The following is a 13,461-nucleotide window of genomic DNA, read 5'->3' on the forward strand; positions in this document are numbered from 1 at the left end:
TAAGCCACTGCCGTTATAGCACGCCCCATGATTTACCGCCTGGCCAACGATGCCAGGCTACTATCTACTAGCGACTATCTACTGGCTGCTATCTACGATCATCGTCACGATTCATCGCCAACGCCTAGCATCGTCGCGACTGCATAAGGCAAAGGCCTAGAAGGTCGACAAGCCCGTAGCCTCCATCAGCCGGTACTGCCAGTAGCGTCGCCAGGAAGGATCCGCAAAGTGTGTATAGGGCAGGCTGTAGCGGCGCCCTATGGGGTTGCGCCACTCGCGTTCGAAGAACGCTCCCGCCGCGGCAATCGCAGGCTGACCTGTCGAGGCCAGTAAGCGCACGCTGGTTTCCAGGTTCAGGTCATCGAGATTGCGGCGGGTGAAGTTGGCCGAGCCGACGATCAGCTCGGCCGGCCCTTCCAGAGGCCTTAGCAACAACATCTTGGCATGGCACTGTTCGCCATGGGTATCACACCAGCGCACCGGCACGCCGGCCGAGTGCAGCTCACGACCCACTGGGCGGTTGGGAATGCCATTTTTCTTAAGGCCGAAGGCGTCCCGATTGGGGTCGAGCAACACACGCACTCTTACACCTCGGGCTTTTGCCGCCTTTACGGCCTCGATAAGCTCGCGATGAGCGAGGTAGAAGACAGCAATATCCAATCGATCGCCGGGCGCACTTCCGGCTACCGCCTCAAGCAACGAGTCACGAATCCCAGACTCGGTAAGTACTTGTACTTGTGCTTGTACTTGCACCTGTTCCTGATAGGGAGACGTCTCCTGAGCCTGCCTGGCTGGCTCGCGCTTAGCGTCGCTGAAGATGGTCTCTGTCGGCGCAGGAATCGCCCCGGCAGCGCCGGAAAAATCCGCCACCGCTCGCTCACTGTCGAGCAAGTCGAGAGCCGCCGGGCCGGAAAAGCGCAGCGCCACATTATCGTGATGGCTGCTGGCATCATGTGGGTTGGCCGAGGTTACCAACCCTGTCCATTGCTCGCCCTCGTCGACCACCAGAATTTTGCGATGATTGGCGCTGAAATTGAGCATCTGAAGATAGCTTCTAAGGCTCACCCGGCCGTCCCCAAAGGCATTGGGAAGCCAACCCGCGTCGTTGGTGTTGCCAAAGACACGACAACACAGCTGCCAGAAGCCACTCCAAGCCGGGTTGGAGGCTCGCATGCGGGGCAGATCCGTCATGACCACCTTGATGCCAGCCTCGCTCAGTGCCTTCAGATGTGAAGACGAAAGCCCACCGTAGACGGTATTGATCGGATCCGTGATGACCACAGCGGTGAGGCTTGGGACGGCATCCTTGCGACGAATCAACGCTTGGGTGAGCTCACGCGATAGCGGCCGGAAAGAGTCTTCTGCTGTAGCGCCGAAATCATTGAACAGAAACATGTCCAGCAACACCAGTCGATCGGCCTGAGCAATCAGCCTCAGCACCTCGTCGAAGATAGCCTGATCGCTTTGACGACGGCCGTCTGCCTCGGTCCAGGTTTCATCGGCCAAGAAGGCAACATCCGTTGCCGGCTGCAACGCACCGCGTTGGCTTAGCCCCTGCGGCAACGGCTTGTAAGTCTGCCATATAGCCATCAGGACATAGCTCAATACGGCAAGGGCTATTATCCACTTAGCCGTTGTTACCATCACCTTCTTCATTGCGCCTCCCTGGCTGAATCATCGTAAGTACAACTCCCTCTGGTCGATTGCCCTATCGTCATCCACTCATGGCTTTCGAGATACCAGACACAAAGAAGCCGTGCGTGGATAGGCTCCGCGCACGGCTTCTTTTCACTCATGCCACGCCATCAGCTGCGGCTAGTGACTTCCAGCAGGTGATACCCGAACTGGGTCTTGACCGGGCCGTGCACCTTGTTCAACTCGCCGCTGAACACCACCTTGTCGAACTCAGGCACCATCTGGCCGGGGCCGAAGGAACCCAGGTCGCCGCCCTGGCGGCTTGACGGGCAGCTGGAGTTTTCCTTGGCGACTTCGGCGAAGTCGCGACCGCCTTCGATCTCGGCCTTCAGTGCTTCGCACTTGTCTTCACTGTCGACCAGAATATGCCGCGCCGTGGCTTTTGCCATGTTCTTTTCTCCTGTCTTTGCCGATTGGCAATGGTTCGTGTCGCGGCAAGGATACCATCATGAAACCGCTTAGGCGCCTCCCGAAGCAGCACACCGTCTCATCGCCGGCTTCGTGCACCATCTATTTAGACACCACCTATCCAGACGCCATATGTCCGGGCCGCATATGGCCAGGCGGGATAACAAGCGCGGTCTGGGATCCAGGACGGTCGGTCAATGCCCATTGTTGTCAAGAAACATTGTTTTCGTATCAAAATGTAGTCTCCTCACCCCGCGCCAACTACGCTTGTAGCAATAGCTTCCTAGGAATGCGACGAAAGACAAGGACGCCGCCTCGCCAGGAGTTGGCCAATGGAAGACCGTCATGCACCATCCCACACGCATCGTGATATTTTCCTTCGCGAGGCGCCCCTGATTCCCTTGCCGACACCCCTTGGGCCCAGAATCCACTGGTTCCGCTGGCTGTGGCTGCTGGCTACGCTAATCGCCCTGACGATCATGACGCTGATGCTGGTCAACGAGGCGCGCTCATCGCGCTGGCAGGCCAGGGAGATTTCTGAATACGCCCAGCGCCTTGGATACACCCTTGCGGATGGTCCCAGCGACCGCCTGATCTTCCCCCGTCATGGCCCCTTCGACGAGCGCCTGGGCTATACCCGTCTGCCAAACTGGCAGCAGCGCCTTGAAGAACGCGGCTTCGAGGTAAGTCAGCAGGTGCGCATGTCGCCGGCGATGCTCGACTATGCCAACCGCGGCTTCTTCGTACCCTACAACGAGAAAACCCAGGCAGGGCTCGCGCTCACAGAGTGTCGTGGCGAGACGATGCACCACTTTGCCAACCCGCAGCGCCACTTCGCCCATTTCGAAGAAGTGCCTGAACTGGTGCTCAAGAGCCTCTTGTTCATTGAGAACCGGGATCTGCTCGACACCGAGTATCGCTACGCCAATCCGGCCGTGGACTGGCCGCGTTTCGTCCGCGCCGCTGTCTCCCAGGTCGGTGAAGCGATCAATTTGCCAGGCCAATCATCAGGCGGCAGCACCCTCGCCACCCAGCTCGAGAAGTACCGCCATTCACCCGGTGGCCTGACCATATCGGCCCAGGAGAAGCTGAGGCAGATGGTATCTGCCAGCGTGCGCGCCTATCGCCAGGGCCCCGAGACCCTGACCGCGCGCCAGGACGTGGCGCTGGACTACCTCAACTCCGTGCCGCTATCCGCCGCACCGGGCTATGGAGAAGTGCTTGGCCTGGGCGACGGCCTCTGGGTATGGTTCGGCGCCGAGCTTGCTGACGTCAGCCTGGCACTGGCATCGAATGCTGCAGACGACGCGGCGCTGGCCGCCCGCGGCCAGGCCCTCCGGCAAGTGGTGGCCCTGATGATCGCCCAGCGGCGCCCCTCGCATTACCTGCGCAGGGGCCATGATGACCTGGCCGAACTGAGCGCTTCCTACCTGCGCCTGATGGCCGAGCAGGAGCTGATCGCCCCTGAGCTTCGCGATGCCGCCCTTGCCCAGTCACTCGGCTTTCGCGACTTCCAGTCGGCGCCCGTCTCGCTGCGGGTCGAGACCGACAAGGGGCTGCGTCTGGCCCGGGGGCGACTGGCATCCTTGCTCGGTGTCTCGTTCTACGAGCTTGATCGGTTAGACCTGAGTGCCTCCACAACCCTCAACGCCGACCTCCAGCACCGGGTCAGCGGTTATCTTAAGCGGCTAGAAGACCCATCGGCCGCGGCCGAGGCGGGCCTTTTCGGCCATCACCTGCTCGGTCGACCCGAGGCCGCCGCCGGGGTGCGCTACAGTTTCACGCTCTTCGAGCGCGGCGAGGAAGGCTTTCGGGTGCGCGTGCAGACCGACACCAACGGCACCGCCTTCGACATCAACCAGGACAGCAAGCTGGAACTGGGCTCAACGGCCAAGCTGAGAGTACTGGCGAGCTATCTGGAGATCATCGCCGAGCTGCATGAACGCTATAACGGGAAGCCTCGGGAAGCGCTTCGCCGCGTCGACGTTGATCGCCGTGATGCACTGATGCGCTGGGTGGTGGATCAACTGATCCGAGACCCCGACCTGCCGCTGAAGACGCTGCTCGAGGCGGCCATGCAGCGACGCTACTCGGCGAGCCCTTATGAGCGCTTCATCACCGGAGGTGGGCTTCACACCTTCGCGAATTTCCGGCGCGAGGACAATGGCCAGCGCCCCACCCTCGAGCATGCTCTGCGTCAGTCCATCAACCTGCCCTTCGTGCGGCTGCTGCGTGATCTGGTCAACCATCATGTCTATGCCAATCCGGACAACCGCCGCCTGCTGGAAGATGATAGCGACCCGCGCCGCGACCTCTATATCTCCCGCTTCGCCGACCAGGAGGGACGGATATTCCTGGATCGCTTCTGGCAGCGGTATCACACGCTTGATGCCAAGGCCCGCATGACGCGATTGTTCCGTAACGTCCACGCTACGCCGGTGCGGCTGGCCGCGGCGTATCGCTACCTGATGCCGGAGCAATCTGCCGATGAATTCCGCCGCCTGCTGGGCGAAACATTAACGGCCAACGGGCCGAATGTTCAGGCCTCGGATAACGAGCTGGATAGGCTCTACTGGCAGTACGCGCCAGAACGCTTCTCCCTGAACGATCGTGCCTACTTGAGCCGCGTTCACCCACTGGAGCTTTGGCTGCTGGCCTATCTCGGCACTCACCCCGATGCCAGCCGTGAGGAGATGATGCTGGCCAGCATCGAGGAGCGCCAGCAGAGCTATGCCTGGCTGTTTCGCACCCGGCATCGCCAGGCCCGAGACAGCCGCATCCGGCGCATGCTGGAAGTCGAGGCCTTCGATGATCTGCACCGGCGCTGGGCCCTGCTCGGCTACCCCTTCGAACAACTGGTGCCCTCGCTTGCCACCGCCATCGGCAGCTCGGGGGACCGCCCGGCGGCGCTCGCCGAGCTGATGGGCATCATCCTCAATGATGGGGTGCGCGAGCCCACGATTCGCATCGACAGCCTGCACTTTGCCACCGACACCCCCTTCGAGACGCGCTTCTCGCGCTCGACTCGCGGTGTCAGAGTGATGGCACCGGAAGTGGCTGCCGTGCTGCGTGACGGCATCATCGGCGTGGTCGAGGCGGGCACCGCCCGACGGCTGGCCGGCACCTTCCTCCTGCCGGATGGCAGCCCGATGACAGTGGGCGGCAAGACCGGCACCGGCGACAACCGTATTGAAACCGTGACCCGAACCGGACAGGTGACCGACTCCCGGGCACGCAACCGCACCGCAACCTTCGTGTTCTTTCTTGGCGACCGCCACTTCGGCACCCTCACCGCCTATGTACTGGGCAACGAGGCCGAGGACTACCGTTTCACCTCATCGCTGCCGGTTCAGGTGCTCAAGAGCATGCAGCCAATGCTGGCCCCTTACCTGATGCCCGAGGGTTCTCAGGGCTGTCATCCAACGCCTGCGCCGCTAATGATGGCGGGAGAGCTTCCCCCGCACGATGCCTGAACGCTTAGGTTGGCCAAGGCCTCGTTATTTTCGGTCGTGGCCGACCTGGAGCTGTTTCTTGCTCTGCGGCCTTGCGTCCTGCCAGGAGATGCGAATATCCAAGCGGTGATGGCTGTCTTCCTTGCGCACCGTCACCTTGAGGTTGAGCAACCCCTTGGGCGTCAGATGAATCTCGCCTTCTTCGTCGGAAAATGACAGAACGCCCTTGGCCAGCCCCTTGGTGATCGACTTCAGGATCTCCTGAAGTCCTTTGATGCTCTGCAGGGATTCATGTCTGAACGTGGTCTTCTCAGTGTCCATGGAGTGAATCGATTCCTTGCGATGAATGAGGCGGGGGCACGATGCCGATGCCAAGGGAAGCTCGTCAGGCATCCAGCGCCGCTGCTGGCGCGAGGTGGCGAGCCGGCTCGAACACCTTGGCGTGGGGATGATCGTTGCTGATGCCGATAATCTTGCCGTCAGGATGAATGATGGTGACCCCCATGCCGTGGCCTTCGAGGCCTTCCTTGCGACGCGAATTCCGGTCCAGGGTGATGTCACCCTCGATATGCATCATGCCCTGCCTGAGCATGATGTGCTGTCCAGTGGTGCGATTGATATGGCCATGCACGATGGCATGTACCCCCAGCCGAAAAGCACGCTCTACGCCCTGGCGAGTCAGCGGCAGGTCGACCTTACGGTACTTGGTGCGCATGGTGTTCGCCAGAGAGCCGTAGTAGAACTCGAAGAGGTCATGCTTGACCTGATCATCGAACATCCGGTTCAGATACTCGACGCTTTCGTTCTCGATCACCTGGGTGATGCCATCATCGAGGCCGGCGTGGATGAACAGGAAGGACCCTTCGCGATGGGCCAGCTGCATGGCCTTGAAGAACCAGGCGAAGTCCCCCTTGCGGTGCATGAACTGTGCCTTTGCCTCCAGTGCCGTGGCATAGACCTCGCGCATTGACAGCCCCGCCTTATGGCAGGCGTCTTCGAAGGAGTCGACCTTCTTGCGCATCCGAGTGAGCTCTCGTTCGATATTTCGCTGGAGCATCAGCCGGTCGGCCTGGGGCGGAAACGCCTCGAACCACTTGTCCGAGGGAAACAGTCGTCGCCGGCATTCCTCTGCGCTCGGAATGCTTTTCAACGGCTTCTTGCGATCCTTGAGATAGGTATCGTGAATTTCGCGCAACAACGGCACGACCTTGCTGCCCATTCGTACGAAGAGGTGCTCGGTCTGGGGAGATCGTGGCTCCTCAAGGGCACGCAGCCCCATCAGCAGGCGCACGTCGTGATTGCCGGCCAGCAGCTTGACCCGCGCCCCGCTGTCGATGAGCGCCTTGACGCTTCGCAGCAGTTCGAGGTTGCTGGGCCCCTTGTCGAGACAGTCGCCGCCAATCACAAACAGGCCCTTGCGGCCGCGCTTGGTCAGCTTGAAAGCATCATCCTCGGGGCCGGTCTTCTTCACTCCGCCGGACGCCACCAGCGAAGCGGTGAAGGCCGCGGCATCCGCATGGGGATCCGAGACGAAATAGACCGGACGCTTCGGCCACTTCAAGGGGCTCAGTGAGGCAGCGCGCGCCATCACTTCGGAGAAGTCATGCCGATGGCGGTGTTCCTTGCCCACCGCACGCTCGCCGCCAAGCAGCCAAGGCTCAGAGGTGCTGGGAAGCCCCTCGGGAATCCAGCGTTTCCCCCTGTAACGTGGAAGCACTGCGTCAGCGTGTTGATTCGCCATGATCCGGCTCCCGTTTAAAAATGCTACCAAGGGTATGACGCGCTTATGACATAGGCATGACGCCAGCCGTGAAGTCAGCACGGCCATGACCTCCCGACCTTCGTAAACGCCAGAACAGCCAAACTCAGTCCCGATACTGAGCGTGTTGTCGACGCACCTTCCACTCGCCTGCGATATGACGCCAGCCCTGTTCGTGGCGATATTCCAGCAGGACCGGCCGGGCATGGTACATGCTCAATCGGGCAATCTCGTCGAAGGCAAGAACCCCCAACTGATGGGCCGCATGGCGAAACGCCGCGCCGTGGCCCACGAATAGCTTCAGCACGTCACCTTCGGCGTGTTGCGCCAGCGCCTGCATCTGCGCCGTCAGGTGACAAGCGACCCGCTCCCCGGCGTCCATCAGGGATTCAGCCCCCTGAAGTGGCAAGCGAAAATGACTATTCGACTTCCAATTGGCCGGCAAGGAAGCAAAGCGCGGGTCATCGGCGATGATCGCTTCGATCCGCGCGGCACTGAGGTTGGCGGCACTGCCAAGGCCACGTTCTGCAAGAGCATCGAAGCCGTTGACCGATACGTCGTGCCGGCCCTCCTCGAGGACCGATTGAATCAGGCTGGCCGTCTGCCAGGCGCGCAGCAGATTCGAGCTGTCGATCTGTGGCGCCAAATCACAGCCGAAGGTGTCCAGCATGTCACGCAGCTCGCACCCCGCTCGTGTAGCCTGCTCACGCCCATCCGACGTCAGGGGAAAGGGCTGGTGAGCGCTGGGGGTATCAGGAAGCTGATGATAGTCGCCATGGCGCACTATCGCGGCCAGCAATCTTGGTCGCCAGTTACTTGATCGCCAGTTACACGGTCTCCAGTTATTGGGTCGGCGGCTCGTCATGATGATGGCCTCTTGGCCGAGGAAGATTCAGCAGAGGCTGCCTTAAGCCGGTGCAACAGCTCATGCACCATGGCGCCGAGGCTTGGCTGCCGGAGGCATTCGGCCGCGCGCTCGGCCGCCATCCATTGCCGGGCTCTGTGCGGTTCTTCGAGTGCCTCGTCCGCCAGTTGCCGAGTGACGCGCATGGGGAAGACGGTGACCTCGCAGCTCCCTCCCCACTTCTGGTAGTGATAGCGCCCAAGCGCCGAGGCATCGATGTCTCCCTCGATACCGGCCTCTTCCAGGGCCTCCTTGCGGGCAGACTCGTGAAGGCTCAGCCCCGGCTCGGCAATGCCCTTGGGCAGGCTCCAGTGGCGGTTGCTGCTCGAACCGATCACCAGCACCTCGAGCTGTCCCTGGTGCACCCGATAAGGCACGACCGCCGACTGGACATAGTAATAGGCCGGACGCTCACGACGCTCGGGGCCATCGGGGAATGGGAAGGGAAAGAGCGTGGGAAGCTTCCTCGCCCGGCGTATCTCCACCAACCGGGCGCCGCCCAGGGCGAGGTGCGACCAGGAGCCATCGATCGCGAGGCGGACAAGACTGGCGGTAGGCAATAGCTTGCCGTCGTCCCCCAGCGCCGGTGGTTCGGGCAGCAGATAGTGCAGCAGATCTTCGAGATCCGGGTTGTGGCCCACCAGCATGAGGCGCCGGATGGTGTCCGGCGTGCGGACGATGCGCGCCACCAGCATTTCCGGGGTGCCATGGTAGAGCGCCGGGTCCGTTTCCAGGCCATCGGTCGTCTCGCCCATGGCCTTAAGGCATTTCTCGGCGCTGACCCTGGCCCGAAGCGCGGGCGAGGCCAGCACCGCCTCGGGCACCAGCGCTGCCTGAGCCAGCCAGGCACCCATGCGCTGGGCACCGAGCTTGCCGCGCTTCTTCAAGGGCCGCTGTGTGTCCTCCACCGGCTGTGACCAGTCCGACTTGCCGTGTCGCAGCAGTAAGAGCTCGCGCGGTATCGATTGCCGCGTCATGGCGCGCTTCCCGTTGACTGCTCTTCGCTGTTCAGACCCAGCAAGGCCGGCAGATGATGGCCGGCCAACAGGTCGAAGTCGACTGTACCGCTGACTTCGTAGACGGGTACCGCACCCAACGCCGCGAGATAGGCCTCAGGGTCGAGCGGCACCTGATCACCCAGGAATCGTCCATGGGCATCCTGATAGAAGGGCCCGGGGGATTTCATCAGTGCGCCCAGCAGCTCTTGGCGCTGGTTGATGTCCACCCGCTCACAACGCAACGGCTGTTGACCGTCGCGCCGCCAGTTGAGAATGACCACCGCCGCCAACCGGGCCTCGCGGCGCAGACGCTCGGGCCCATACAGCTCGTCGATCATCACATCGTATTTTTCCTCAAGGTCCCACAGTACCTGTCTGGGCAGCGAAAGCAGGTGCTTACGCTCCGCGGCAGGAATCAGCGATGATAGGCGCTCGCTATGCACGATGGTGCCAGGATTGATACGCGGTAGCTTGGGGATACCCGCGGCCTGCACGCCCTCCTCGTCCCTGCGGATGAACAACCGGTCGTTGGTCAGATAGTCGAGCGCCGGATGTTCCAGAGCGCTGAGCATGGCCGTCGACTTGCCGCCGCCGGAAAAGCCGGCAATGGCCACCGCGCCCTCGCCCCGCACCAACCCTGCGGCATGGCAGATCAGCCAGTCCTGCTGCTGCAGGTAATTCATGTACTGGGCATTGATGAAATTGATGACCTGATTGTCGTTGGCCTCACAAGGGCCGGCGGCAATTCGCCAGGTCTCGCTTTGCAGGAACACCATGCCGGTGCGCACCTTGCGTACCAGCCGCCCGCCGAGCAGGTCGACATAGCTGTCCTTGCGACCACTTTTACCGAGCTCGCGGGCCCAGTCGAGGAAATTCAGCAACAGAGCCGGCGGTGCGTCCTCGATAGCCAGCACCTCGATATCAGGCACGCCGTCCGGGGCGAGGTAGGCGGAGAAGTAGCGGCGCAGGCCGTCGAGTAACGTGCGGGAATTGGAACGAACGGCCAGCGTGCGGCGCCCAACGTCGAGTAGAAGGGGCGTCGTCAGCAAGCTGGCATCGCCGCAAAGCGCCCGGGCGGCTTCCTCCACACTGATGGGTCGGTCATCGTTCATAGTATCAATCATAGTGAGGCCAGTACGTGGTCGGTGTAGGCTGCCGCCGCATCGATGCCCGCTCCTTCGAGGGCTCCGCGAAAACCACCAAATGCCGAGACCTCGAAAACGATCGGCCCCTGCGGTGTCTCGGCCACGTCGACGGTAGTGAAGTCCATGCCAAACGGCGCCTGGGCACGCTGGGCCAGCTCAATCATCGACTCGGGCGGCTCATAGGCAGCATAGCGGCCACCACTGTGGATGGTGGTGTTCCAGGTATCGCTCTGAGAGACCCGTGCGTAGGTCCCCAGATAGCGCCCAGCGAGGAACACCATGCCCAGGTCGCGGCCCGGCAGTGCGACCTTGCGCTGCAGATACATCATCGGATTGTGGCGGCGGAATGCCTCAATCTCACGGCGCAGCTCGCGCTTGGGCTGATCGGCCTTGATCACGCACATGCCGCGCGCCTTGGTGGAGAATAGCGGTTTGAACACGGCCTCCCCATACTCGCGAACCGCCGCCAAGGCCTGATCGACATCTTCGGTGACCAGCGTTTCCGGCATCGGAATGCCGGCCTGGCGCAAGCTGATGGTGCAGCTCAACCGATTGATCAAGCGCAGGATATTTTCAGCACCGCTGAATACCTTGACCCCTCTGGCCTCTGCCATGCGCAGCAACTCCAGCCGGTCGAGCGTATTGGGGCTATACTCGCCGCCGATCTTCTTGACGATCAGGGCATCCAGCTCACCTAGGTCTTGCCCCTGGAAGCGCAAGGCGCCGCTGCTCAGGTCGAGGGCGACCTTGGCCATGTCGATCGTAAGGCGGCTCCCGGTGCGCGCCTCGACGGCATCGGCCAGCACCTCGGTAGACCACTTGCCCGGAATACCGACCACGCCAATTTTGGGGTTAGTCAACGAAGATCTCCTTCAGGGGAATTCTAAACTTGTCGGCCTTGTCGATATCCGCCGCCAGCACCGTCTCAATCAGGAAGCGGGCGCGCAGGAACATGCTGCGGGCCAGTGACTTATCCAGGATGAAGCGGGTAGAGGTCGCAAATGAACGTGCCAGCCCCAGCGCCAGGCGCAGCTCGAAGGTCGTGTCCTGCTGTCGGTTTGCATGGCGACGTGCCACCCGATAGACCTCCATGGCTACCTGCATGATGCGCTGACGCAGCGGTGCATCCATGATCTGCAGCCGGTAGTTGGAGACCATGAACACCGAGACGTCCTGCACATAATCCATGTAACTGGAGCGGTGCAGATCGATAAAGTTGATTCGCTTCTCCAGCGGGTCATAGATGATATTGTCGACGTTGAAGTCGCCATGGATATAAACCGCAAAAGGTGCCACCAGCGACGCTTCGCGTGCCTTGGCCTGCTCGACCAGCGTGTCAAAAGCGGGCAGGTTGACGCCGCACAGGCGCAAGTCGCCCTGGTAAAACTCGGGGTGAATCTTGTAGACATCGTCCAGGCGCTTTTGAAGCTGTTGCATATGGCGTGCGGCCACGCTTTCGGGGGTATAGGTCTCCTGCCATACCGAGCGCAGCGTGCGAGTCAAGTACTTCACTGCCTCATCGACCAGCTCGGACGACTCGTTGAGCAGCAAGTGCTCGAAAGTAAAGCCCGGCAGATGCTCAATGAGCAGGGCCGCGGATTGCCCCCGCTTCTGATAGGACAGAATCTTCGGCGCCAGGCCCGGATAGATCTCGTGCCAGCTTTCGACGCCCTGACGCTCTTCCTTGACCTTGCGCTTGACGCCGTCCTTGAAGATGGCGACGTAGCCGTTGCTCTGGTCATCCGGCGAGCGAATACCGGAAATCGCACTGCCCGAGCGCGTCTCCGCCAGCGGCTCGATGCGCAGCGCTTCATCATGGGTACCCATCTTATCGATCAGCGACTGCAGGGAGTGATAGCGCTCGAAGTTGACCGGCTGACCGAGGTTGGCCGAGATGATCACTTCGCTGATGTGCAGAAGCGTCGCCGCCATCTGGCGAATGGCATGGGCGACGAAGAGGCCTCGCGTCAGCTCCTCGGTATTATCCTTTTTCTTCAGGGCAGCAACATAGCTCGCTAGACGCAGTCGATAGTCTTCCTCGAGGCCGTGCTGCAACTGCCCTAGCCGCAGGGCCAAGGGCGTATCGTTCTCGCCTATCGCCGGTTCGACGAGCTGAATGCCGCTACGAATGCTTTCCACCATGGTGCGCAGCGCCTGCGGTTCGAGCCCTGCCAGGTCGTCGACCTCCTGTAGTTGCTTGATGCAGTCCCGCGTAAGCTCGGTGAGGCGCTCAAGATCGGTGGCGATGAGTTCGATACTGCGAAGCATCTGCGGCGGACTGGCCCGCCGGTGCTTCTTGGCCGACAGCCGCTTCATGCAGTCGCCATGAATGCGCATCTTGAGGTTATAGGCATAGCCACGGCGATCGAGAAGTCGATGAGCAATGGCCGTGGTAGGCGTCTCGAAGAACTGCTGGAAGCTGGCCAACTGCGAGTCCACTTCAACGCAAAGGAAACGCAGATTGTCCTGGATACTTTTAGGCGGTCGGGTCGTCATGAAATGCGCCGGCATAAGCCACAGTGGTTGAGCCCTGCTCGGCGGCGCGAATCAGCGGCGGCAACCAGGTAGAGAGGTATTCAGGGGTAAACGTCAGCTCAGGGAGTGCTTCCACATTGACCCAGCAAACGTCCAGCTGACGCTTGTCCGGCCGAGGCCCGTTGCCGGGAACATAGTCGGCGGGCAGCCTGCAAAGAAAGATGAAATCCACCAGATGGCACCGACTGGGCGGCAGGGTGTCCTTGCGCTTGAACACATCGCATACCGTCACTAGCGCCGGCTCGTCGACGTGGGCACCGATCTCTTCAAGGCACTCGCGCTGCAACGCGTCTTCGAGGGCTTCCCCTGTGTCCTGTGCGCCCCCAGGCAGGGCATAACGCCCACCCTGCTTGAGCAGTAGCAGCACCTGATGATCGCGCAAGATCAGCGCACGTGCCGTGTTGCGCACCTCAGGTAGTAGGTCGGGAAGTAGGTCAGGAAGTAGATCGGACATAGGGTCCTTGCTGATCACGATTCACATGTCTGCAAAAAGCATATCATCAACTCCATGAACCGCTGGTTACAGTCATTGACTTGACAGATATGGCGTGGATGATCGTTGAAA

The 13,461-nt window shown here is 61.3% G+C and carries 11 protein-coding genes; 1 reads left to right on the top strand and 10 read right to left on the bottom strand.

The features are described from left to right. Nucleotides 1-156 precede the first annotated feature (156 nt). Complete coding sequence (locus tag BCL93_RS08255; protein ID WP_309251220.1) at nucleotides 157-1,506, bottom strand: phospholipase D-like domain-containing protein; 1,350 nt, start codon at nucleotides 1,504-1,506, stop codon at nucleotides 157-159. Nucleotides 1,507-1,805: 299 nt separating this feature from the next. Beyond that, nucleotides 1,806-2,084, bottom strand: a complete 279-nt coding sequence (locus BCL93_RS08260; protein ID WP_112054807.1) for a peptidylprolyl isomerase — start codon at nucleotides 2,082-2,084, stop codon at nucleotides 1,806-1,808. Nucleotides 2,085-2,435: 351 nt separating this feature from the next. Between BCL93_RS08260 and BCL93_RS08265 the strand changes: the two genes are divergently transcribed. Continuing rightward, a complete protein-coding gene (locus BCL93_RS08265) occupies nucleotides 2,436-5,576 on the top strand; it encodes a transglycosylase domain-containing protein (protein ID WP_112054808.1) in 3,141 nt (1,046 codons plus the stop codon). A gap of 24 nt (nucleotides 5,577-5,600) precedes the next feature. Here BCL93_RS08265 and BCL93_RS08270 read toward each other — a convergent pair whose 3' ends face one another. From BCL93_RS08270 to BCL93_RS08305, 8 genes are all read right to left on the bottom strand, one after another. Further along, the gene (locus BCL93_RS08270; protein ID WP_112054809.1) at nucleotides 5,601-5,876 is read right to left on the bottom strand and encodes an amphi-Trp domain-containing protein; all 276 of its coding nucleotides are present in this window, start codon (nucleotides 5,874-5,876) and stop codon (nucleotides 5,601-5,603) included. Nucleotides 5,877-5,940: 64 nt separating this feature from the next. After that, nucleotides 5,941-7,296 (bottom strand): metallophosphoesterase family protein, encoded by a 1,356-nt coding sequence (locus BCL93_RS08275; protein WP_181463065.1) that lies wholly within the window; start codon nucleotides 7,294-7,296, stop codon nucleotides 5,941-5,943. Nucleotides 7,297-7,420: 124 nt separating this feature from the next. Next, a complete protein-coding gene (locus BCL93_RS08280) occupies nucleotides 7,421-8,113 on the bottom strand; it encodes a histidine phosphatase family protein (protein WP_258396148.1) in 693 nt (230 codons plus the stop codon). A gap of 62 nt (nucleotides 8,114-8,175) precedes the next feature. Continuing rightward, a complete protein-coding gene (locus BCL93_RS08285; RefSeq protein WP_112054812.1) occupies nucleotides 8,176-9,195 on the bottom strand; it encodes an NUDIX domain-containing protein in 1,020 nt (339 codons plus the stop codon). Then, the gene (locus tag BCL93_RS08290; RefSeq protein WP_181463066.1) at nucleotides 9,192-10,328 is read right to left on the bottom strand and encodes an HprK-related kinase B; all 1,137 of its coding nucleotides are present in this window, start codon (nucleotides 10,326-10,328) and stop codon (nucleotides 9,192-9,194) included. The genes BCL93_RS08285 and BCL93_RS08290 overlap by 4 nt, the downstream gene beginning before the upstream one ends. An 8-nt stretch (nucleotides 10,329-10,336) precedes the next feature. After that, the gene (locus BCL93_RS08295; RefSeq protein WP_112054814.1) at nucleotides 10,337-11,221 is read right to left on the bottom strand and encodes a GAK system ATP-grasp enzyme; all 885 of its coding nucleotides are present in this window, start codon (nucleotides 11,219-11,221) and stop codon (nucleotides 10,337-10,339) included. Next, nucleotides 11,214-12,857, bottom strand: coding sequence for a phosphotransferase (locus tag BCL93_RS08300; RefSeq protein WP_112054815.1), 1,644 nt, complete (start codon nucleotides 12,855-12,857; stop codon nucleotides 11,214-11,216). Before BCL93_RS08300 ends, BCL93_RS08295 begins: the two co-directional genes overlap by 8 nt. Continuing rightward, a complete protein-coding gene (locus tag BCL93_RS08305; RefSeq protein ID WP_112054816.1) occupies nucleotides 12,838-13,350 on the bottom strand; it encodes an NUDIX domain-containing protein in 513 nt (170 codons plus the stop codon). The genes BCL93_RS08300 and BCL93_RS08305 overlap by 20 nt, the downstream gene beginning before the upstream one ends. Nucleotides 13,351-13,461 lie beyond the last annotated feature (111 nt).

This window comes from Onishia taeanensis (genome assembly GCF_003268885.1).
In the GTDB taxonomy this organism is placed as follows: Bacteria; Pseudomonadota; Gammaproteobacteria; order Pseudomonadales; family Halomonadaceae; genus Onishia; species Onishia taeanensis_A.